The 19,615-nt window shown below is 58.5% G+C and carries 23 protein-coding genes and 1 pseudogene; 5 read left to right on the top strand and 19 right to left on the bottom strand.

Features of this window, described 5'->3' with window-relative positions; all coding sequences use genetic code 11:
• Positions 1 to 304: 304 nt before the first annotated feature.
• Both QK296_RS22435 and mobH read right to left on the bottom strand, forming a co-directional pair.
• Positions 305 to 409 (bottom strand): annotated as a pseudogene (locus QK296_RS22435) (integrase); the annotation flags it as partial.
• 46 nt (positions 410 to 455) lie between these two features.
• Positions 456 to 2,180: a MobH family relaxase gene (gene mobH / locus QK296_RS22430; RefSeq protein WP_154847231.1), complete on the bottom strand. Its 1,725-nt coding sequence runs from the start codon at positions 2,178 to 2,180 to the stop codon at positions 456 to 458.
• Between the two features lie 231 nt (positions 2,181 to 2,411).
• Between mobH and QK296_RS22425 the strand changes: the two genes are divergently transcribed.
• The gene (locus tag QK296_RS22425) at positions 2,412 to 2,606 is read left to right on the top strand and encodes a hypothetical protein (RefSeq protein WP_025214500.1); all 195 of its coding nucleotides are present in this window, start codon (positions 2,412 to 2,414) and stop codon (positions 2,604 to 2,606) included.
• Between the two features lie 133 nt (positions 2,607 to 2,739).
• Here QK296_RS22425 and QK296_RS22420 read toward each other — a convergent pair whose 3' ends face one another.
• A complete protein-coding gene (locus QK296_RS22420) occupies positions 2,740 to 3,699 on the bottom strand; it encodes a zincin-like metallopeptidase domain-containing protein (protein WP_154847232.1) in 960 nt (319 codons plus the stop codon).
• A gap of 132 nt (positions 3,700 to 3,831) precedes the next feature.
• Entirely contained in the window at positions 3,832 to 4,161 is a 330-nt protein-coding gene (locus QK296_RS22415) for a hypothetical protein (RefSeq protein ID WP_154847233.1), read from the bottom strand.
• 436 nt (positions 4,162 to 4,597) lie between these two features.
• Between QK296_RS22415 and QK296_RS22410 the strand changes: the two genes are divergently transcribed.
• The 3 genes from QK296_RS22410 to QK296_RS22400 all read left to right on the top strand — a co-directional run bounded on the left by QK296_RS22410 (position 4,598) and on the right by QK296_RS22400 (position 6,483).
• Entirely contained in the window at positions 4,598 to 5,329 is a 732-nt protein-coding gene (locus tag QK296_RS22410; protein ID WP_154847234.1) for a hypothetical protein, read from the top strand.
• A complete protein-coding gene (locus QK296_RS22405) occupies positions 5,329 to 5,922 on the top strand; it encodes a hypothetical protein (RefSeq protein WP_282391316.1) in 594 nt (197 codons plus the stop codon). The genes QK296_RS22410 and QK296_RS22405 overlap by 1 nt, the downstream gene beginning before the upstream one ends.
• Positions 5,923 to 6,099: 177 nt before the next feature.
• Positions 6,100 to 6,483 carry a DUF3742 family protein gene (locus tag QK296_RS22400; protein ID WP_154847236.1) on the top strand — a complete coding sequence of 128 codons (384 nt, stop codon included), beginning with the start codon at positions 6,100 to 6,102 and terminating at the stop codon, positions 6,481 to 6,483.
• A 9-nt stretch (positions 6,484 to 6,492) separates the two neighbouring features.
• Here the strand turns inward: QK296_RS22400 and QK296_RS22395 are convergent, their stop codons facing one another.
• From QK296_RS22395 to QK296_RS22375, 5 genes are all read right to left on the bottom strand, one after another.
• Positions 6,493 to 8,037: a conjugal transfer protein TraG N-terminal domain-containing protein gene (locus tag QK296_RS22395; protein ID WP_154847237.1), complete on the bottom strand. Its 1,545-nt coding sequence runs from the start codon at positions 8,035 to 8,037 to the stop codon at positions 6,493 to 6,495.
• A gap of 10 nt (positions 8,038 to 8,047) precedes the next feature.
• Positions 8,048 to 8,356: a hypothetical protein gene (locus QK296_RS22390; protein ID WP_154847238.1), complete on the bottom strand. Its 309-nt coding sequence runs from the start codon at positions 8,354 to 8,356 to the stop codon at positions 8,048 to 8,050.
• 3 nt (positions 8,357 to 8,359) lie between these two features.
• The gene (locus QK296_RS22385; RefSeq protein ID WP_154847239.1) at positions 8,360 to 9,742 is read right to left on the bottom strand and encodes an integrating conjugative element protein; all 1,383 of its coding nucleotides are present in this window, start codon (positions 9,740 to 9,742) and stop codon (positions 8,360 to 8,362) included.
• A complete protein-coding gene (locus QK296_RS22380; protein ID WP_154847240.1) occupies positions 9,739 to 10,695 on the bottom strand; it encodes a TIGR03756 family integrating conjugative element protein in 957 nt (318 codons plus the stop codon). Before QK296_RS22380 ends, QK296_RS22385 begins: the two co-directional genes overlap by 4 nt.
• A gap of 108 nt (positions 10,696 to 10,803) precedes the next feature.
• The gene (locus QK296_RS22375) at positions 10,804 to 11,058 is read right to left on the bottom strand and encodes a helix-turn-helix transcriptional regulator (protein WP_154847241.1); all 255 of its coding nucleotides are present in this window, start codon (positions 11,056 to 11,058) and stop codon (positions 10,804 to 10,806) included.
• Between the two features lie 169 nt (positions 11,059 to 11,227).
• Here QK296_RS22375 and QK296_RS22370 point away from each other — a divergent pair, with 169 nt between their 5' ends.
• Entirely contained in the window at positions 11,228 to 11,497 is a 270-nt protein-coding gene (locus QK296_RS22370) for a LasR-specific antiactivator QslA (protein WP_154847242.1), read from the top strand.
• Positions 11,498 to 11,626: 129 nt separating this feature from the next.
• Here QK296_RS22370 and QK296_RS22365 read toward each other — a convergent pair whose 3' ends face one another.
• The 10 genes from QK296_RS22365 to QK296_RS22320 form a co-directional block, all read right to left on the bottom strand.
• Positions 11,627 to 11,899: an HU family DNA-binding protein gene (locus QK296_RS22365; RefSeq protein ID WP_154847243.1), complete on the bottom strand. Its 273-nt coding sequence runs from the start codon at positions 11,897 to 11,899 to the stop codon at positions 11,627 to 11,629.
• 125 nt (positions 11,900 to 12,024) lie between these two features.
• Positions 12,025 to 14,775 carry a conjugative transfer ATPase gene (locus QK296_RS22360; RefSeq protein ID WP_154847244.1) on the bottom strand — a complete coding sequence of 917 codons (2,751 nt, stop codon included), beginning with the start codon at positions 14,773 to 14,775 and terminating at the stop codon, positions 12,025 to 12,027.
• Positions 14,775 to 15,191 (bottom strand): TIGR03751 family conjugal transfer lipoprotein, encoded by a 417-nt coding sequence (locus QK296_RS22355; RefSeq protein ID WP_236216008.1) that lies wholly within the window; start codon positions 15,189 to 15,191, stop codon positions 14,775 to 14,777. The genes QK296_RS22360 and QK296_RS22355 overlap by 1 nt, the downstream gene beginning before the upstream one ends.
• Positions 15,154 to 16,671: a TIGR03752 family integrating conjugative element protein gene (locus QK296_RS22350; protein ID WP_154847246.1), complete on the bottom strand. Its 1,518-nt coding sequence runs from the start codon at positions 16,669 to 16,671 to the stop codon at positions 15,154 to 15,156. Before QK296_RS22350 ends, QK296_RS22355 begins: the two co-directional genes overlap by 38 nt.
• On the bottom strand, positions 16,661 to 17,473 hold the full coding sequence (locus QK296_RS22345) for a TIGR03749 family integrating conjugative element protein (RefSeq protein WP_154847247.1): 813 nt from the start codon (positions 17,471 to 17,473) through the stop codon (positions 16,661 to 16,663). Before QK296_RS22345 ends, QK296_RS22350 begins: the two co-directional genes overlap by 11 nt.
• Entirely contained in the window at positions 17,470 to 18,111 is a 642-nt protein-coding gene (locus QK296_RS22340) for a PFL_4703 family integrating conjugative element protein (RefSeq protein ID WP_154847248.1), read from the bottom strand. Before QK296_RS22340 ends, QK296_RS22345 begins: the two co-directional genes overlap by 4 nt.
• Entirely contained in the window at positions 18,108 to 18,521 is a 414-nt protein-coding gene (locus QK296_RS22335) for a TIGR03750 family conjugal transfer protein (RefSeq protein WP_154847249.1), read from the bottom strand. The genes QK296_RS22340 and QK296_RS22335 overlap by 4 nt, the downstream gene beginning before the upstream one ends.
• A 7-nt stretch (positions 18,522 to 18,528) precedes the next feature.
• On the bottom strand, positions 18,529 to 18,900 hold the full coding sequence (locus QK296_RS22330; protein WP_154847250.1) for a TIGR03745 family integrating conjugative element membrane protein: 372 nt from the start codon (positions 18,898 to 18,900) through the stop codon (positions 18,529 to 18,531).
• 17 nt (positions 18,901 to 18,917) lie between these two features.
• Positions 18,918 to 19,157 carry a TIGR03758 family integrating conjugative element protein gene (locus QK296_RS22325; protein ID WP_154847251.1) on the bottom strand — a complete coding sequence of 80 codons (240 nt, stop codon included), beginning with the start codon at positions 19,155 to 19,157 and terminating at the stop codon, positions 18,918 to 18,920.
• Positions 19,154 to 19,486 carry an RAQPRD family integrative conjugative element protein gene (locus QK296_RS22320; RefSeq protein ID WP_154847252.1) on the bottom strand — a complete coding sequence of 111 codons (333 nt, stop codon included), beginning with the start codon at positions 19,484 to 19,486 and terminating at the stop codon, positions 19,154 to 19,156. The genes QK296_RS22325 and QK296_RS22320 overlap by 4 nt, the downstream gene beginning before the upstream one ends.
• Positions 19,487 to 19,615: the final 129 nt, after the last annotated feature.

Raw genomic sequence — 19,615 nt, 5'->3', positions numbered from 1 at the left:
TACTTCTCGACCTTGGCGATGTGAATCGCCCCTGGTTAATAGACACCATCGAGCGGCAGCTTCTGGTACAGGCTGTGGGAAAACGTTTTGGAGTGAGTTTGACACTCAGAACCGCAACGGAAATCGCATTCCTACGCAACTTTTAGGTCTGCTGACCAGCCAAACGCGGCCAGATTTTACGTAGCAACGCAGACTTCAAAACGGGGCATGCGTTTTCACACAGCCAGGTTCGATTCCTGCCCTTCGTGAAGGGCAGCTTTGGGTCGGATAGCGACGGTCTAGTATCGACCGTCGCTATAGATGCTCAGACTTCCGTCTGTTCCGCCATTTCCAGGGCATCATCGACCTCGATTCCCAGGTATCTGACGGTGCTTTCAAGCTTCGTATAACCAAGCAGGAGTTGGACAGAGTCAACTCTGCATTTCGATCCCTCACCAATGGAGTGCCAGTGAAATTTAATCTTTTTCGATTTCAAGAAACGGATTATCGAGTGGCATCAATTCAAAAAAAAGCTTCGGATCCTCAATCAAGTATCCCTTCAGGGTGGTTTTCTTCCTAGGGCCTTGCACTTGGCATGCCCAGATATTCAGACCGTTGTCTCGCTTCCTGTGGACCTTCAATTTCTCGAACTGCTTCTGCACCCAACGCCATTCTTCAATCCCTTGATCGGCACCCTGTGAGATACCAGGAAACTCCTGTACATAACGTTGGAAGAGACCAGGCGTGACCAGAAATATGCTGCCACTCACCGTGTGGATTTTGGCCTTGCTGTCATTGATGATCAGCTTGTGGCTCAGAATGCCTTCCTTGACCCAATTCAGGAATGCCTGGCCTGGGTTATCCAATTGAAACGTTGAAGTTTTGACGGCTCTTTCTGACAGCGCGTCATTGGCCTTTGGCTCTTCCAACTCGAACATATCCAGCAGCGTACCGAGGTAATCGGCATCCTCTAGCGCCATGGGATCCGGCTGCGGTTGACTTTGACCTGATCTTGTACTGGCTGTCTCGGGCGTTGGTGTTGGTACCGGCGTGTCAGTTGAGTGGTCATGGGTCGCAATGCTCACCGTTCCGCTGAAAACCTCGGGCCGGTCTTCGTTCCCCCAAATCAACGCCGGTCGAAGGCGCAGAAAGGTAAAGCTCTGCTGCCAGTCTCCTTGTGTCACTTGCGCAGTCCAGATGGCTTTGCCTTCTGGGGTCGACTCGACCAGTCCGTGCGATTGCAGCTCGTCGAACACAGTGATATTAGATGAGGGAATGCCTTCAATCGATTGCGATAGCAGATAGGCTCGCAGCTTGTCCGTGACCGTCTTGCTGACGAGCCACAGGGCGTCCTGGGTCAGCCATCCCGCGGCACCTGGCTGGTTGAGTTTCAGCTCGTGCTGAACCAGATGGCGCAGTCCGCTGATCAAGTGATGTTGCAGCGAATGCATCGGGGCCTGCAGTGCCTTCTTCGGGTTGCCACCGATGTTCTGCGCGGTGGAGACGCGGTCGGCCTGAATGACCAATTCACCGAGCACGCCGGCACGTTCGTACTGACCCGCCAGGACATACAGCAGGCTGGCCCACAGTGACGGAAATCCACTGAGCCAATCCAAGATAGGACGGTCGAGAATTTGGGTGTAGAGCAAGCCAGCGGCGGCGCCGTGCAGGTGATAGTCGCGGCCTTTGAGGTAGCGAAAACGGTAGGGCTGATCCAGTGGCCCCTGCCAAGGATGCCAAAGACGGCCATCCTGACGTTCGACCTGCAGGTCCACGGCGATCTTGCCGATGTCATGCAGCAGGGCACCATAAGCAATACCCGCCGACCAGGCATCGGTCTGGGCGGCTTGGTCTTCGGGCGCAGCGCCTGTGGGCAGCAGATACGACTGACGCAGTTTCAAACTGCACGCGACCAGTTCCAGTCCATGGTCGAGCATGCCGCCGAGATAAGCATGGTGATGAGTCTCGCTGGCCGGGAGTTTTTGGACCAGCTCGGCGTAGCGATGGATCGGATTTAAATAGAGCTGGCTGAACTGCGGATGGGAGAGGGCGGTGTACTGCCAGATGCGATCGAGCAACTGACGGCGGTGCTCGGCGGCTAACAAGTTATGGGGCAACTCGACGGACAGGTAACCTTCAGCGACGTTTATGGTTGGTAGCGGAGGAGGCTTCTGCCTTTTGTGTCGAAACAGACTGAGCATCGTGACCTCCCAGGAAATGGCAGGGCCAATGGCCTTTTAGCCTTTTCGGATAGGGCTCTTACCCTTGAATCCCCATTCCCCTTCCAACCCTTACCGATCCTTTTGCCGTATGTCCCTTTGTGCGGCAATCGGAATATCGATTTGTCCTGGTACCGTTTTGTTGGATGCGTGCGCTGGTGCGAAAAAGGGAAGTGTCGTTACACTGCGGTGCGAATTTTATCGGGTCTTGCCATGAACCTCACTGACGCCACACTCGTGCTGCTGCTCGCGGCACGTATCCATGGAACAGACGAAGCCGTCAGGGCCTCGGCGAAGAGCGTGGTCAAGAAGCTTCCGCGCAGTAAACGCGATCTGATCTACAAGGTGATCGACAGCCGAAGTCCACTCGAGCTGGTGGATTACCTGGCGGAGAATCTGGATACGTAACGGTATACTGCGGTTACGGGATTACCTCATGTTCTTTGCGTCAGAGCTCCGCGGCATGGGGATTTTTCTGGGCGCATCACAGGGCCCAACTCGCGTTGGGCCCTGTGATGCGATTGCAACGGTTAATTAACGATCAAACTCCATCGTTCATGCATCGTGAGTCATCCATTACCATCTGCTTCAGTTGCTGCTCTAGGTTGAGTACATACTCCGAGGCGCTTCGGGCTTGGCCACTGGCGCGAAAGATCGCACGCTTGTCTGCTTTGAGCAGGCTGAGCCAGGAGTCGATGTAACCCTCATGCCGCAGCTCTCCCTGTATACCGGCGTAGGCACATAAAAAAGCAGCGCCCATCTCGGCGATCAACTCCTCAAACGCGTAGCCTGGCGAGCCGAACGGACAGGCTGACGTCACGCCTTCGCGCTGCAACCGAGAGTGATGCCCGGTCCAGTGCGTCAGCTCATGAAGTGCCGTGGCGTAGTACCCGCTTTCATCGTGAAATTGTGCCTTTGTCGGCAGTTGGATGAGATCCCTGATCGGATGGTAAAAGGCTTCGTCGGCAGGCCGATGAACGATGCGTGCACCTGAACTTAACAGCAGATTTTCTGCGGCGCTGTTGGGCTGGAAGGGATCACTCTGTTCCGTCTCGAGCAGGGTATCATTAAGTATTTCGAGCCCTTCCGTTTGCTCGATGTTGAACAGAAAATTTGTCCTGAGAATGCCGAAGTGAGCGACCTTGGGCTGACCGTTTTCATCGAGTACGGGTTGGCCTGACTCGGTATGTTCCTCGCGCTCCATCGGCTTGTAGAGCACCGCCAGAGTGCTGTGCTCACCCTTACGAATGTGCCCACCGGTCTTTTTGGCTTGGTTGAAGGTCAGCCAACGATCTTGAGTGAAGCCCTGCAACCTGGCCTCGGCCCAGAGCAGCGGTAAATTGATGCCCGAATATGGACGTCGCGTGATGGCGTTGATGGGGTAGGGTTGATGACCGATGTAAGCGGAGCCACTTGAGGACCAGGGTTTGATCCAGGGAGCTGCGCCTTGGGCCAAAGCGGCAACGATTTTGTCAGTCACGTCTTGGTAGATATCGCGCATGGCATTTTCCTCGAGAGAAAAACGGAGGAACGCCTTGCCCGTCGGGGGAGGGTTCCCCGGTTGGGTGATGGGTTGGAATGATGCAAGTCTTGCATGCCGTCAGAATGTGGAGGTGGGCGCCGCCCATTGCGCTTAGCGCTGGTGTTCTCCTGCAAGCGCTATCAGCAAAGCGACAGGCTGACCCGGTTCTTGGAGTAGGCTCAGACTCAATTGCAGCAACGGGTCGTTGTCTAAGTGATCGGTTGGTTCAATGTGGATTACCTCGAACAGCACGTAAGGCTTGTGTGGAAAGGCCAGGTGGGCTTCGAAAGCTGCGCGCAATACGTGGCTCAACCGATCGACCTGCAGCTTCTCTGCGTGATCGGATTGTTCGAGCAGTACTGCGCGTTGCCACGCGCCAGGGGTGAACACGATGGGCAACCGGAGGGTGTTCAGTGTTTGCGGTGTAAGCGAGTCGGGCATGGTATGTCTCCGTTGAAAACGCGAAGAAACCTGTCCTGTGCGGGGAAAGATTTCCCCGCAGTGGGTTGAAGAAAATCACGAGGGCATATCTCACGAGCAGCGCTCGAAAGGCGCTCAGGAGAGCAGTAGGCGTTCATCACCGTACGGTCACCGTGCGAGCCACCGAACGCTAATCGCACTTGGGGAGAACCATCACCGAAGTGACGTAGCCTTGAATGTTCTGGCTACCTGGGAAAGTGCTGTCGATAACAGCGATCCGTACCTCGGGTTTAGCCGAGCTGTTCGCGAATAGCAACGAGATAAACCAACGCGTTAGACGAACTGAGTCTACTGAAAGCCAGCCTTGTTTTTTCGACCGGATTGACTGACAAGCGGTTAGGCTTGGAGCGCTACCGGCAAGCTTCTAAAGGGCGTGATACTAGGGTGATGATGTTCAATGAAGTTGTATGAAAATGTGGTTATCGGAAATTTTCTCTACGGGCTGGGGTTCGCTCTTGGTTCACAGCTGAGATCCGGTCAGTTGCCAAGTATGGTGAACTTGCTTCAACAAACGCCAGACGATAAACGATTGGGGGATTTGCTGATGGCATTCCCTGGCACAGTACGTTTGATCGAGTTTAAGACTGAGGCTAACAAGTCAAAAAAAGAGGCTGGTCGTCACCAGTTTCTATCTCGAATTTTTTCCGAAAAATTGGACGAATTGCCTGACCTGCCAGGTACTTCGCGGCGGGTGCATTGGTACATCGAAACGGCGCCTCTTCCCAGCGCTGCACTGTCGGCACGCATTGAGCCCTATCTCGATGCGTTTGGCGAAGGCGCCAGGCAACGGCCTAAGTCAAGCGAGAGGTTCCAAAATTTTATCGAGGAGCTGGCTGTTGGCATTCTGCAACGCAGATCGGCTGAGATCACAAAGGCTGAGCGCGACTACATCGATCTGGTGCGGCTTGCTCAAGGGCCAGAGGAGACCGGAACAGGCGGATTGGTGCTGGTGGCCGGCAGCGGTGGAGGTCTGCATTTCGCCGCCTTACAGGATTTGATGGATTTGAACCTGTCCCACAAACAATGGATCGAGTACAGCCAGGAGCGATATCTTTCCCTTCAGAGAGAGATGAAGCAACCAGATCACGAGATGCCCGATCTAAAAGGTCCAACTTTAGGAAGATATTGATGTCCGGAACAAGTCAAGAGCAAGCGCACGATCGAAATTTTCAGGCCCTCTTTGGCGCGGCTCGCAAAGTTCTCGAAGCTGTAGAGATCGATGAGAGCAAGTCTCGACGGGCTACTGATGCGTTGCGTGAGCTGCAGGATAGCGTCGAAAAGAAGTTGGTTCGACTGGAGGCGGGCGTCAAACAGAGCATCGAGAGTTCTGCACAGTCAACTGCGAATCAAGCCGCTGAGCTGTTGAGCAAGAGATTCACGGAGGCAGATGCTGCCGCTCAGCGGGCTGCTGAACTGTACAACATGGCAGCAAAGAAATTGAATAGTAGGCGTTGGCTCTACTTCCTGTCGGCGCAGGCTACGATCCTTACATTGGTAGTAGTGTCTCTCTATCTGTGGGTGCCGTCGTTAGACGAAATAAAAGCGCGTCGAGGCGAGGTGGCGAGGCTGGACGAATTAGGCAGTCGGGTTGAGTGGTCGAAATGCAATGTTGGGAATGGTCAGACGCGCGATTGCATACGCACGGACGAATCGGAGCATGCGGTCTTTTTCGAAGACCGCACAAAAAAGGGCAAGGCCTATCGCATACCGAAAGGTTACTAGCTGTTTACGGTCTTATTCTTGGCGGACTAGGATATGGGGGGTGTTTTCAACGCGCAGCCATATCAACGCTCGCAGCGCCGTCTGAGCAAACTGATAAACGGTCAGATATGGACCGCTTTCAGTAGTAGGCTAATACTCTTGCCTCAACGATGAAAACGCTCAGAAGAGGGCGAGACCATGCCGACTCAGCAACCTGTTCAAAGTTCACGTGCCCACCGCTGGGCGTATGCCTGTGGTCTGTCGGTGAAGCGTGGTTTCCGTAAGTTAAAAGCGTTTGAATCCCGCGTGGTTGAGCGTGCGGAGACGGCAGGAATGCCCGCAGGTAAATTACTTGTTCGCGGGAGTTTTCTAGTTATCAAGTTGGCTATAGCCGCCGGACTCCTTCTAGTTAGCTTATGGTTCACAGTGTCGGTGATGATCCTTATTGTCTTGTGTTGGGCCAACGCCAATGGAGCGCCTATCAAACCTAAGGATGCTCTCCGGTACAAGGCATATGGCGACCCATATGGTGAGTATGAGTATGGCCGCGCACCCGGTCAGCCTGATTTAAAAGACCTGTAGTCGAGTTCTTCACCCCTTCCTTAAGGCCTTTCCAGCAGACATCAGAGCTCCAGCGCCCCTTGCACCAGCGTCCTGCGCTTGAGCCGCTCCTTTGCTAAGCATGCCGTCGGCAATTGAGCCAACGCTATATCCTGCCCAGCTCATTGCAGCCAAAAACAACATCGGAAGCACGACGAACATTGCCCCCATCACGTACTCGATCACCTGCGCGGTGACCGTCCCATCCATAAGTCCGGATGTGGGCAGCGACAACAGCAGCTGGTTGGACGCCGAAACCTGGTTGTACAAGGTATCGAGCATGCTGGAGTCGACCCAGCGGGCTAGTTCCCACCAGAAGCTCAGCATATGCAGTGTGAACAGTGCGAACGTCACCGTCATGACGGTCTTCAACTGGTAGGTACTGACCATTAGAATCAGCGGCAAGCTGATGATGATGCCCATGATCAGGAAAGCCTGCACCATCGGTAGAGCGGCGCGTAGCGCATTCATCGCCGGGAAGTTGCTGAAGGAACCGAGGGCCAGTCCGGTGTTGGTGGCCAGGTTATTGAGCCCCTGATTGATTGTGCCGCCGCGAGCACTGGAGCCATAGTCCTGGTACACCTGTCCGGGGGACATGGACATCGATTGCTGGTGCGGACTGACCAGTTCGCGCAGGGTGGCATCCTCGATCTCGTTGCTCGAACGGCCAGTCAACCAACCTTTCAGCTGAGTCAGCAACGAGGGATCAACTTGCCTGATCAACCGCTCGCGCAACCCGACACCGCTATCGCTCCACCACTGCTTGCAGGTGGGGTAGCCCGCACCACTCTCCAGTCGCGGCAAGGAAACATCGCGGTTGTCGTCATACGGCCAACTGACTCGCGGCGTGCGTGAGCGATCCGTATCGTAGTAGCCGGGCGTGTCGAGAAAGTAGCTTGAGCCGATCCAGGACGCGTCGTGACTTTGTGCCTTGTCCAGCTGCGGACGGTTGGTGAATAGCCGAGAACGGGAATAGCCATAGCAATCGCGAGTGAAGTCGGCGACTTCCTGCAGCAGTACCTGGCTGTTGATACGCGAGCTGTCGATCTCCATGCGCATCTGCCGGATATCCGGTGCACACGGAATGGACGCGGTGGCCGCCGCGGTTACCCCTTTGCTCAAGGCATGCACCAGAAACCACCAGATCGGCACGTTGGCGGAGCGTTCGCCGATGGTATTGAAGGTCGCCCCCCAGGCGGTTTCCGCGGGCTTCGCCACACTCACGCCGCAGCGCTGGCTCGCCGCATCATCGAACGTCATTGAGGCGAGGCTCAACGGCAAGACCGGCGCGCAGCCGAACAACACGACGATGTAGGCCAGCCACAACCGGTTCTCGATCCGCGGTACCGAGAGCAATCCCTTGTTGCCTTCATCTGCGCCTTGCTGACGGGCCGACAACCATTCTTGCAAAATGATTGCGCCAAAGGGTGCGGCGAACAGCCCGGTGTCGGACAGGACGCTCCAGAGGCCGTTGTTGATGATCCAGGCCAGCAGGGAGAGGTAAAACTCGAGGTAGCTGTTGGTGCTCATGAGCATGGTGACAACCTCACAGTCGGGTGAACTCGACGCAGATGAAGAGTGCGAACCCCATTGCCCCGATGCGTTGTACGCGCAGTCGATCCTGTGGTTGATGGCGGTAGCGCCGAAGCAGGTCCCACCAGAGCGCAAAGAGGGCGCCGTAGAACAGGGCGCGCCACCACCGCAGATAAGGCCGTGCGGATTCGAAGACCTGCTGCCAGACCTCGAAACTACCCAGCGCAGTGCGGCCGATCCAGGCGACCAGTGCGGCGGTCAGGATCATCGCCGCGGCAATCCCCAGACTCGAAAGCAAAGTGAAGAGCGGTGAGCGTTTCATGGCTCACTTGTGCCTGGCGTCAGCGTCATTGAGTCGACCGGGCTCGGGGTCGCCTTGCTCGACGGTACGCGAAGCATCGGCGCCCCCGGCATGCCGATCAAGCACCAGGCTGGCGGTATTGGTGGCGAGCATCTGCCGGACCTGCAGTTCGGTCTGCAGCAGGCGTATTTCGCGCTCCAGAGCGTCGATGTTTTTCGTCAAGGCGGTCTGGGCCGGCTCGGCGGAGGCGATGTTCGGTTCGTGACTGCCCGCCAGCAGGGTGCGCAATAGCAAGAGCGCCTTATCGAGCACGCTGGACAGGGCCGTCTCGCTGGCCAGGCGCCGTGCCAAAACATCCTGGTCAGGATCGTCGCGCAGGGCTTCAACCACACCACGGGTCACCGGCAGCATTGAGCTGGAGGCTTTCGCCAGGTTGTCAGGGGTAGACGGCAGAGAGCCAGACAGCAACCCTTGCAGGGCTTTGAGGCGTTCGCTGTAGGCCTCCTGGATCAGCGGCGTCAATCCGCTGCCCGCGGTCGCACGCAGGGTTTCGCAGGTGTCGCAGATTGCGACTTCGCTCTCGCCCAACACGCGAACGGCCCAATCGGATTCCTCTAGGGGCGAGGCCCAGGTCTGGCAAATGGCCCCGCCTAAGCAGTCGCTGCTACTGATCGAGGTGCTGTCATCCACCGACCGGTTATGCAGCAGGTTATAGCCGGCGCGCACCACGTCGGCGGTCACCCGGATGGGCGTCTGCCCGCTACCTCCAGCCTTCTGTCCGCCGACCCAGGACACCCCATTGTTGCCATTATGGGCCTCGGTGTTTTTCACCGCGGCCACCGCATCACCGCCGGTTTGCTCCAGATTGCCCTGCATCTCCTGGTTCTTGGCCAGCGCACCCCAGCCGGCCTGACCGACCTTGTCCGCCATCTTCTCGGCCATGGCCTGGCAGGTCAGTTTGGAACGATCGAAGTCGATACGCCCCTGCATCACCCCGTTACTGAGCAACTCATAGAGGCCAGGGTTGGCGCGCTGAATGATCAACGCCGGCAACGACATCACCGCCTGGGTCGCATTCTGCACGACGCTGCCCATGATCTGCCGGAAACCTTCGGTGGCGCCGTTCAGCTGGTTTTGTAAGGTATTGGTGAGGCTCATGTTTCCGCACATCATGTTCGCTCGCCAGGACCCACCGACACCGAGACCACTGGGTCGGTAGAGCGAACTCGGTGAGCCGACTGCCGAGCCGCCACCGATGGTGTACATCACCCGGTCGTCGAGCACCTCGCCTTGAGTGCCCAGGCGGTAATCGCCCTCGGCGGCGTGGGCATGCGTGGCCATGGCGAGCAGTCCGTAAAACACCAGACTCATCGTGCCCAACCAGGGGCGCGCGAGAAGCCGGTTCATGATGCACCGCCTTCGAAGTCGATGCTGAATAGAAAGGTCTGTCCTTCACGTTTGCAGCAGCTATAGGGGCGCCACAGCGACCAGGCGTAGCCGCCATCCGCGCTTTGTAACGGATCGCCGGGGAAGATGGCGCACGTCGGCTGAACCTGGGGGTAGAGCAATTGCCATTTGTGGGTCGAAGCGTCGTTTTCAACGATCGGACCAGGCGGCCAGTAGCCGTCGCGGGTGGTGGGCGTGAGTGGTAAGTACACATGCGGCTGCCAGTTGCGGGTAATCACATCACCCGCCCGTTGCGCCATGACCGCGGCCGCCTTGAAGTCGTCGGGCTGTACCAGAAAACCCTGCCGCGGATAAACATTGCCCCACATGTTTCCCGAGGCATGACGACCGATTTCACGGATCCCCGGCGTGAGCGACTCGGGGTAGACACTTTCTGGGATGCCATGACGCCAGGCCAGTGAGTCCAGGGTACTCAGGTAGTAGGGCATGAATGCAGTTGCACCACTGGCGCAGGCGTAGCCGGATTGAGAAGCCAGTTGCGTGGCGACCCAGCCACCGGGGTGGCCGATGCCATCAACGTTTTTGAAGCGGGGCAGGTTGTCGCGGTGGGTGTTCGGGGTGATCAGGTTGCCGCCACCTTCCGCACCGCTGATGGGAGTGGAGAGGATGGCCATCTCGGTCCAGGGGTTGTTGCCGGTGGTGGTGTAGCTCGAGACCACCAGCTCAGGAATGAAATGACGAACCTTGGTTGAGGTTTTGACCTTGCAGCCGAAGGGCGTGCAGAGCAGCCAGAAACAAATACCGACGACCCTGTAGGCGAGGCAATTTGGCGAAAGAACAGAGGCGGTGATGCTGCTGGTATCCAGCGCCATGCTTGGGCCGCACGTCAGCAGGATGCTCAGCGCCAAGGGCCGAAGCGTTGGGGGCGTGATTGACGAGCAGGCAGCAGGCATGATCCAGGCTCAATTAGGTAAATAGCCAGGTCAGGTTCGGTTTCGGGCGGGAGACTGTCAGTAGAAAAAATGAAGGTGGGTGTATCGACTTTGTGAGGCGTGAGACTATTATTTGACGTGAAGGAAGCTGCGCAAAATATCGGGTTCCGTAAGTAACTGATCCGTGGTGATTTCGAGAATATTGGCGAGTTTGCACAGGACCAACAGCGACGGATTGCCCGTGCATCGTTCGATCTGACTGACGTAGGTGCGATCCACCTCGGCCATGAGCGCCAGTTGCTCTTGGGTCAGGTTTTTCACGCGTCTCATCCAGCGGATGTTTTCCGACAGATGTAGACGAAGCTGTTCGTAGTCTTGAGTCATGCGCGCAAATTGCGCCTTGAGGGACTCTCAATCCACGGGATATAGTCTACATTGGCATTGATCTAGGCCATTTGATGCTCATGCCTATTATCGAGCGTTCATTTGGTTTCGTTAAGATTTTCGAAGCAGGGCCCAGCGTCTAACAATAAATCAGAAATCCAGGGTGCGTATGAACGAAAACTACCTTTCAATTCCCGCTGCGGATGGTTGTCCAAGTCTTTTGACACCTTGGGGCCGCGAGTTTGCCCCGATGATCGAACGTGGCGTGCAATGCGCTCAGGCTTGGCTTGATACGCCCGGCGAGATTCCACTGTGGTGGGCGTTGGCGCAAACCCGCAAGACCTTTCCAGTCGGTGACTGCCAAGATGCTTTTGAAGCTGGATTCCTGTTGAGGATTCAGCAGCGGCTGAGCAGTGCCCCCCAGCCCAATCAAAGCTGAGAAAAACGACGTTTAAGACGCGTTCATACACATGGCTTGAACGGCTCCCGATGTTCAGCAAGCGTTTCGGCTGCTGACGCCCCAATACCAGTGCTCGGAGAGTTGGTATTGGGTAATCGCTACCAGCGTCTAGTTCACCGCATCTTTCAGCGATTTACCGGCCTTGAAGCTGGGCGTCTTGGCCGCTGCGATCTTGATGGTGGCCCCAGTTTGAGGGTTACGGCCGTCGCGTGCCGCACGTGCTTTTACCGCGAAGGTGCCAAAACCAACCAAGGTGACGTTCTCACCGCTTTGCAACGAAGTGGATATGATGGTTGTGAGGGCTTCCAGTGCGCGCCCGGCAGTGGACTTCGGGAGGTCAGCGGAGCTCGCTATGGCCTCGATCAGATCGTTTTTATTCATGTGTGACTCCTTCCGCTGGCTGGGTGTTGACGAGTAATCTACTCAGATAATTCTTCGATATCCACTACAAAACCGCTCTCCAGCCCTCTACGGATGTAACGCTATTTGGGCTTAAAATCGGGTAGCTATGCCCCGATTCCACGGGCTTGGTCAATGCGCGCAGCTACCCGAAAAGCTGCCTCTAGCTCTGAACACTGGTATTCCTGCATTAAGGTCCAGCGTTCGGCTTTTTCCTCGGGCTCCGTCATCGCCAGAGCGAGATAGAGGCTGGGTGGCACGGCTCGAAACAGCGTTTCGAGTTTCTTCGACAGCACGACCCCCTCGGTGTATTTGCCCGGTTCCTTGCTGGCGGAGAGCAACAAGGCTTTCTGTGCCGGCGTGAGTTTCTTGAAGCGTGCGATTTCTTCGATTTCCGCGGGCGGCATGTTCAAACAAATCCACCATTCGATCATGTTGAGCATGGTCTGCGCGGCCGTGGGGAAGTCGGCAAGGTTTTGCGTCGCCAGCCAGAACCAGGCACCGAGCTTGCGCCACATCTTCGTGCCCTTGACCACGAATGGCGCCAGCAGCGGGTTCTTGGTGATGATATGGCCCTCGTCGGTGACCATGATGATCGGTCGGCCCAGGTACTGGTCGCGCTCGGCAAGGTTGTTCACGGTGTTCATCAGGCTGATGTAGCTGATGGACATCTGCGCTTCATAGCCTTCGCGAGCGTAAGTGGCCAGGTCGACAATGGTCACATCGCTCTCGGGCCAAGGCGTGCCCTCGCGATCGAACAGTTCGCCCTCGAAGCCCTGGCAAAACAGGTCGATGGACTCGCCCATTTCCTGGGCACGCTCACGACGCTTCTCCGGTAAGTGCGGGTCGCTGGCGACGCGCAGCAACGCGTTGCGCACGTCGCGGGTCAGCATCTGGCGGCTGGCGGCAACACAGGTCTGCGCCGCATCGAGAATGCTCTCGCGGATCAAGCTGCGATCGGCGCGGCTCAGGCGGGCTTCTTCCTTGGCCTCGCCACCGGTGATCATCAGGCGAGCGGTGATTTCCAGTTCGCCAAGAACATCGCGTTGGTCTTCGCGACTGGCTACCACCTCATCGTCCAGCTCATCGATCGACAGACTCGCCACCTGATCCGGTTGCTCGACCAGGCGCCAGGCATCGACGAACGGGGCGAGGCTGACCGAGGCACCAGGTTTTAATTGGACCTTGTTGACCGACAGGCCCTGTGTCGCGAAGTAGTCGCCCTGCAAGCCGAATGAGTTGCCGGCCTCGACGATAAACAGGCGAGGGCGGTACACGGCCATGACCTGCATCAGCAGGGTGACGAGGGTCGCCGACTTGCCGGCACCAGTGGGGCCGAACAACAGCAGATGACCGTTCATGGCCCGGTCCAGGCGTGATAACGGATCGAAACTCAACGGCGAGCCGCCACGATTGAACAGGGTGATGCCCGGGTGGCCGGTGCCGGTGCTGCGACCCCAGACTGGAACGAGGTTCGCTAGGTGCTGGGCGAACATCAGGCGCGTGTACCAGTTGCGCGTGTCGCGGGCCGGGTTGTAAGCCATCGGTAGCCAACGCAGGTAGCTGTTGCAGGCGGCGACTTCATCGCCTTCGCGTACCGGTTGCAGCCCCGCACCCAGCAGCGCGTTGGCCAGGCTGACTGAGCGCTGGTGCAGTTGCTGCTCATCGTGACCGCGCACGTAGAACGCCAGGGTGCCGCGGTACAGCTTGTGCTGGCGGCCGATGATCGCGCGAGCCTCTTCGACATCCTGACGGGTCTGGGTCGAGGCCAGGTTTTCACCGATGGCTTTGCGGGCCAGGCGGTTCAACTGCTCCTCAAGTACATCCTGCGGTTTGACCACCAGGGTCAGGCTCATCACCGTGCCTTCGGGTAACTGGTCGAACAGGGCGTTCACCGCATCGCCCTTGCGGGTTTCGCCGGTGAGTTGGCCAATCAAGGGTGCCCGCCGCAGTTTGTCCACCACCATCACCCGGTGGGGCTGATCGTCGAAAAACCAGAGTCCGCATTGCACATGCGAGCGCGGTTCGTTGAAGAACAGCCGCTCGGCAAAGTCGTGGTCGAAGGGCAGTTCCAGCGACTCGCCGTCGCCCGGCTCCGGATAGGCTACGCGGCGGTAGAACTCCTCGGGTGCTTCATCGGTGAGCGTGGGGGCCGGATTGAACCAGGGCAGCAGCCAGGCATACAGACCTCGGCCATCGACTCGCGTCGATTGCACCCCGCAGGCCTGCAACGAAGCCGCAATACGTTCGCAAGCCTGATGCAGGGATTGCACCGGGCTGAGTCCCGTCTCCTCAGCGCCAGACTCGAGCCAGCGATAGACCACCAGGCGCACCCGGCGGTTGTTGCCACGCCAGGGCAGGCGCGTCACCACCTTATCCTCAAACAGACCACCGGGCTTGGCGATGGCCTGCAGATGACGACGAGTGAGTTCCAGGTACGCTCTGGTGAAGATCGTGCCTCGTGCGCGGTCGTGCACATAATCGGTGAACCGGGTCAGGTAGGGGGTGAAGTCGTTGTCGTCTTGGCAGAAAAACTGCGCCACCCAAGGCGCTTGATCCTGCTCGTCAAAGCTGTCCTGCAGGGCATCCTCGAGGGCATCGCGGGCGGCCATCAGCCAATCGGGTTCGCGCCCTTCGGTGCCAATGGGCAGCAACTCGAACACCGCCCCCACCGAACGATTGTCATCCAGCAGAAAACACTGCTCGGTGTCGAGGTATTCGACCCACGGCAGGTGATCGGTGAAGCTGGGATTGTGCGCATACAGTGCGGCTTCATCGGTCAATGTGGCACGAGGGCGCAATGGGTGGCGCCAGGCTGTCCACGCAGAAGTGCGCTTGCCCGCATCGCAGCTACGCACTACAGGTCTTCCTGACGTTCACCCGGCAATGCGTACTGCACCCGTTGGTAAAACGGAAAGACGGTCGAGTACCCCGGGACCGGTGCCTGCTCGGTACCACTCAAATGCGGATACACGTACAGCACCAGATCGGGATTGGGCAGGCGAGGGAACAGGTTGCGGATCTCGTTCGCCGCTGTGCGCGTGTATGGCTCGTGGAGAGCGGCGGAGAACTCTGCTTGGGCCAGCGGGCGGCGTAACTGCTGCCGAGCCTCCAGCAGTTGCTGCTGAGTGCCTTGCGAACCGGCGCCGTTCCAGATGTCCAGCATGGTCTGCTCGCCATGGGGTAGAAGCGTGTCCTTGTCGGTGGAGCACCCCGCCAGTACCCAGCAGAGCAAACTAATCCAGGTCAGGCAGAGAAGCTTGGTCTTTTTCATGGCGAACGCTCCGGCCCTTGGGCTCGTAGTCGATGGTGATCTCATGGTCGAGGTGCAGGGCGACTTGGGCGGCCGGTGGCACGTACACGGCGGCAAAGGCCTCGCCATACAGTTTGTTGACCCACTCGCGGATGTCGCTGACCCCACCACTGAGAATTGAATTCAGTGCGCTATTGCCCGTGCTGTTGGTGACCCCGAGCGTACTGCCGCCCGAACTGATCACACTGCTGTTGTTCTGCTCATCCCCGAGCAAGGCGGCGACACCGGCACCGGCCGCCGTGATCAGACTCTGGCTGCCGAGGTACTGCTGAGCGTTCGAGCGACGCTCGCCGGCAATGCACGGAATGCCATACGGATCGGACAGGTAACCGAGTCCGCCACGGATCTTGTCGGTGTTCGAACTCTGGGTGGTGGAGGCATTGCGGCTGGCGACCGCCTTCGGCTGAGGCACCGTGCGGATGGTGCCATCGGTAAATACAAAGGTGATCGACTCGACCTGTCCGCGTACGCAAGACAGGGTCCAGTCACCGGACGTCGTGCCGCTCATCACGGCACCCGCGACGTCCGGCAGGTCGATGCCGTTGGCCGTCAGGTTCTCGGGACCGACCAGTACCTTGAAGGGATAGGGATCATTCACGGTGCCGTCCACCGGGACTCTGCCGATCAGCGCGGTCATGGCAACCGAGCCCATCAATGTCGCGTTTTCGGGAATGGTGTAGACCGGCTTCGCGCCTTCGGTACGATCAATCGATCGTGTCAGGTCACGCTCACCCTGGGTGACCGCACGTAGCTGTTTCTGGCTGCGATCAATCGCGTTATCTTTCAAGCCTTCCAGTGAGTTGAAGGCGGTAGGGAGACTCAGTGCGGAGGCGGTCTTGGTTTTGCCTCGGGCGTCGGTGGACGGAGCATCCGAGGGTTCAATCCACTGCAGCGTATCATTGGCAGGATGGCCCCCCCCGAACTGAGCACCGTCGCCCGGCTCAAGCCCCAATCCGATCGGCATGTCCTTGCCCTTGCCGGTCAGCCCCGACAGCTGTTCCTGCAATTGCGTCAACAGACCACGGGCCTGGCGGCTGTCTTGTTCCGCTTTGAGCCGGGCCTCGTTGGCTTGTCGACGGCCTTCGTCGACCTGCTGGGTCACGCTGCCCAGTGCCGTCTGGATACGCGAATCGACACTGTTTTCCCGCTCGCGCAGGCGGTTGTTTTCCGTCTGCAGTGAGTCATTGTGTTTCTTCAAACCGAGCATGTCGCTGCGCATGGCCTTCACCTGGCCGACCAGGGTGGCGACCGTATCGCGTGGAGTGTCGCCAGCAATGCCGAGCGACTTGGCTTGCTCGGCGGATAACTGAATGTTGCCCTGATCAACTGGGGTCTCTGGGGAGGGCGTGCTGCCACCCGCGACCCAGGTTTTCAGGATGATCAGCACCACGCCCAGCAGCGCAGCCGGTACCAGCCATTTGAGCAAGGCGTTAGCTTTCATCGTCAGCACCTCGCGCAACGGGCAGGAGCAGCACCGCTTGTTCGAGGCCGGCACCGCGGGTGACGAGGTAGGCGATCGTGGTGTCTTCAGCACTGCCGACGGGCCCGAGGAAAGCATGTTGGAAGGCCGCAGCGAACAGCTTGGCCTGAAGCCGACGCGGATCGAGTTGCACTGCCTGTGGACCACGATTGCGCAACTTCACTGCGGTCACCCAGTAATCACCGAGGCGCCAGCTGGCGATGGGTGTGCTGGACAGGTTTTCGGTCGGCAGCAGGGTTGGCAGTTCGGTGCGCAGCTTGAGCGGGACGCGGCGTATACCGGGCAGAGACTCTACGGTGCGCAGCGGCGCATACAGGCTCTGTGCGGCGTAGCGCGTCAACGCGACCGGGATCGGCGTGCGTTCCGAAACAGGGACGGCGCTAGATTCAGCCTCGGTAGCCTGCACTGGAGCATTCTTGAGAATACGCACGGGCTCCAGTGGTTGATCGCCAGGGTTGGCCGCGACATCCAGCAGGATGATCTCGCCCGTCGTGACCGATTGCAGTTGTAATCGGGTCGGGGCAATGGCTTCCGACGCGCGCAGGTACAGCGTGCCGCCGGTGGATTGCACGCGCAGCTTGCCTGCCAGGGTTGAAGGCACACCGACTCGAACAGCCTCATCGACAAAGACCACCCGCTCCTGGTTGATCACCAGTGGGACCGTGAGCGGTAGGCGTTCCCAGCGCATCAGCTCGACGGCCTGCGCTGCAGCTCCCCACACCATCAGTACGACGGTCAATCCCAGGCTAGAATTCCGCTTCATGGCTCACCACCGGGCAGGGAGATTTTTTGCGGAGTGCCCTGATAACAATCCAGTGCCAGCCCCCACTTGTTGTGCTCGGGATCCAGGTCGAAACGCACCACGCGCAATGGATAGCGCACCACCACCCGTTTCACCGGTTCGGCGGCGTAATACTCATCGGCATTGAGGTCGAGCTTGACCAGCCAGCTGTCGCGATCGAGTTGCTTGACCCTGAGTTCCGGATCTTCGCTGTAGCCTCGACCCAGGATTTCGTAGACGCCACGCACACGCTGGCGCAGTTCGCCGGCGGCCTTGCGGTACTCATAATCACCGTCAAGGAAGGCCTTGCAGGCAGGTGTCAGGTAGGACTGCAAGCCATAGATGGCGCGGCGATAATCCTGCTCGCCATCCGAAGGCCAGCGGTTGAGCTGACCGAAAATGTACAGGGCAAAGGCATAGACATTCTCTGAGGGGATATCCCACCACTTGCGCGTGCTGCCCGAGCGCAGATCCGGGGGGACATGCACGGTCAGATCGGTCGGTGCCGAGCGCCAGCCATACCAGAGTCCGGCGCAGACCAGGGCGAGGATCATGACCGCCAGACGCAGGCTGAAGATATGGGCCTGTTGGGCGTCCACCTTGTTCCGAAATCGGCTCATGGCTGCCACCGGGGCAGGGTAGGACGCAGCCGACGTGAGCGGCGAACCGTCCAGGCACCGGAGTGGAGAATCAAACTTCCGCGCCCCAGGCGCCAACGGCTGGCGAGTATCCATTCGAGCTTGCGGTACAACCAGGTCTCGGGACGGGCCCGTTTGGCCCGACGCAGTAGTGTGCCACCGGCAAATAACCCCAGCGCCATGCTTGCGATCATGCCGGTCGGCGCTACGGCAATGGAAGCGGTGGCAATCGCTAGAGGAACGCCCAGCAGTAGGCCAATGACGGCGCCGGTGCCGAGTGCTACCCACATCTCATCATTGGTCAACCCGCGCAATACGGCGGGATCACGATTGAGTCGCTCTGGGAGAAAGACCAAGGTGCCGTCGGCCAGGCGTTCGATAGTGTCGTTCATGCCAACCTCACAGAATCGCGGCAGCCTTGGTCAAAAACCAGATGATGATCACCACCAACAGGGCACCGATGCCGACTACAGCACCCAAGTCCTTCCAGGTCTTGCGCTGGTTCTGCACATCGGCATAGACGGTCAGGGAATGCCAGGCCACACCGAGAAAAGCGAGCAGGGCGATCAGCAGGCCGAGCAGGATGCCGCCGTCGTAGGCGTAGTTTTTGATCGTCTCGATCAACCCGGAACCTTCACCACGGGAAGGCGCTTCCATGGTGGGGAGTTCGGCAAAAGCCAGGCTTGGGCCGAGCACCAGCAGCAGACCGATCAAGCGCTGGCTCGCACGATCACGCAGGTTGTTTTTCAGGGGGACAAGGCACTTGCGCATGGCGGCGATCTCCTGGATTAGGACAGGGTGAAGAACATCAAAACCAGCAAGGTGAGCAGCACGCGTGCGGCGCTGCCACCGAAGGCTCCAAAGCGAACACTGCCGGCTGCCCAGCCCCGGTAAGCCGTCCACATCACCCAGGTGCACCACAGCAAGGTCAGGACGAGAACTAGGGACAACCACAGCGTCGAACTGCTCTGCGGTGCGAAGCCGGCGGCGTTTTGGAACGCTGCGATCTGAGCGTCAGTCATGCTCATGGCGAGGGCTCCGCAGGTGGAGTGTCGAGGCGGTATTCGCCGATCAATTCAGAGGGGGCGCGTGGTTGGGCGCGAGAGGGGGACAGATAACCCTGCACGCCCTGGCGAATACGTTGGATGTCCTGAGACAGCCGGGGATAGTCGAAGCGATAGCGATCGTCGGGTTCAGCCGTGCTGGCTACCTCAGCTCGCGTTGCAAGGCGTTCGATGGTGTCGAGTTGCCGCTGAATAAGGCTGAGTTGATCCTGCTCATGAGCCGAGGCGGCATAGCTGCTGCCGTGAACGATAGCCAGCGAGAGTAGTAAGTAGCGAAAGACGGTAGTAGGCATGATGCTGTCCCATATGGATCTGGGAGCAGAGTCAAGTGAGAGGCCGAATTTTTCCGTAAGAAACCTGAGGTCTGATGAATCGCTTTTTCTGGGAAAGGACTGGGGATGTTTACGTTACAGCTACAGGGG

Source organism: Pseudomonas sp. AL10, assembly GCF_029960685.1.
Classification (GTDB): domain Bacteria; phylum Pseudomonadota; class Gammaproteobacteria; order Pseudomonadales; family Pseudomonadaceae; genus Aquipseudomonas; species Aquipseudomonas lactis.
The sequence above is the reverse complement of the archived record's forward strand: the minus strand, read 5'-3'. Positions and strand labels throughout refer to the sequence as shown.

What these genes read in the sequence shown, in the direction of transcription:
- mobH (WP_154847231.1), bottom strand. Translation starts at nt 2,180, where the DNA reads ATGCTCAGTCTGTTTCGACACAAAAGGCAGAAGCCTCCTCCGCTACCA.
- QK296_RS22425 (WP_025214500.1), top strand. Translation starts at nt 2,412, where the DNA reads ATGAACCTCACTGACGCCACACTCGTGCTGCTGCTCGCGGCACGTATC.
- QK296_RS22420 (WP_154847232.1), bottom strand. Translation starts at nt 3,699, where the DNA reads ATGCGCGATATCTACCAAGACGTGACTGACAAAATCGTTGCCGCTTTG.
- QK296_RS22415 (WP_154847233.1), bottom strand. Translation starts at nt 4,161, where the DNA reads ATGCCCGACTCGCTTACACCGCAAACACTGAACACCCTCCGGTTGCCC.
- QK296_RS22410 (WP_154847234.1), top strand. Translation starts at nt 4,598, where the DNA reads ATGAAGTTGTATGAAAATGTGGTTATCGGAAATTTTCTCTACGGGCTG.
- QK296_RS22405 (WP_282391316.1), top strand. Translation starts at nt 5,329, where the DNA reads ATGTCCGGAACAAGTCAAGAGCAAGCGCACGATCGAAATTTTCAGGCC.
- QK296_RS22400 (WP_154847236.1), top strand. Translation starts at nt 6,100, where the DNA reads ATGCCGACTCAGCAACCTGTTCAAAGTTCACGTGCCCACCGCTGGGCG.
- QK296_RS22395 (WP_154847237.1), bottom strand. Translation starts at nt 8,037, where the DNA reads ATGCTCATGAGCACCAACAGCTACCTCGAGTTTTACCTCTCCCTGCTG.
- QK296_RS22390 (WP_154847238.1), bottom strand. Translation starts at nt 8,356, where the DNA reads ATGAAACGCTCACCGCTCTTCACTTTGCTTTCGAGTCTGGGGATTGCC.
- QK296_RS22385 (WP_154847239.1), bottom strand. Translation starts at nt 9,742, where the DNA reads ATGAACCGGCTTCTCGCGCGCCCCTGGTTGGGCACGATGAGTCTGGTG.
- QK296_RS22380 (WP_154847240.1), bottom strand. Translation starts at nt 10,695, where the DNA reads ATGCCTGCTGCCTGCTCGTCAATCACGCCCCCAACGCTTCGGCCCTTG.
- QK296_RS22375 (WP_154847241.1), bottom strand. Translation starts at nt 11,058, where the DNA reads ATGACTCAAGACTACGAACAGCTTCGTCTACATCTGTCGGAAAACATC.
- QK296_RS22370 (WP_154847242.1), top strand. Translation starts at nt 11,228, where the DNA reads ATGAACGAAAACTACCTTTCAATTCCCGCTGCGGATGGTTGTCCAAGT.
- QK296_RS22365 (WP_154847243.1), bottom strand. Translation starts at nt 11,899, where the DNA reads ATGAATAAAAACGATCTGATCGAGGCCATAGCGAGCTCCGCTGACCTC.
- QK296_RS22355 (WP_236216008.1), bottom strand. Translation starts at nt 15,191, where the DNA reads ATGAAAAAGACCAAGCTTCTCTGCCTGACCTGGATTAGTTTGCTCTGC.
- QK296_RS22350 (WP_154847246.1), bottom strand. Translation starts at nt 16,671, where the DNA reads ATGAAAGCTAACGCCTTGCTCAAATGGCTGGTACCGGCTGCGCTGCTG.
- QK296_RS22345 (WP_154847247.1), bottom strand. Translation starts at nt 17,473, where the DNA reads ATGAAGCGGAATTCTAGCCTGGGATTGACCGTCGTACTGATGGTGTGG.
- QK296_RS22340 (WP_154847248.1), bottom strand. Translation starts at nt 18,111, where the DNA reads ATGAGCCGATTTCGGAACAAGGTGGACGCCCAACAGGCCCATATCTTC.
- QK296_RS22335 (WP_154847249.1), bottom strand. Translation starts at nt 18,521, where the DNA reads ATGAACGACACTATCGAACGCCTGGCCGACGGCACCTTGGTCTTTCTC.
- QK296_RS22330 (WP_154847250.1), bottom strand. Translation starts at nt 18,900, where the DNA reads ATGCGCAAGTGCCTTGTCCCCCTGAAAAACAACCTGCGTGATCGTGCG.
- QK296_RS22325 (WP_154847251.1), bottom strand. Translation starts at nt 19,157, where the DNA reads ATGAGCATGACTGACGCTCAGATCGCAGCGTTCCAAAACGCCGCCGGC.
- QK296_RS22320 (WP_154847252.1), bottom strand. Translation starts at nt 19,486, where the DNA reads ATGCCTACTACCGTCTTTCGCTACTTACTACTCTCGCTGGCTATCGTT.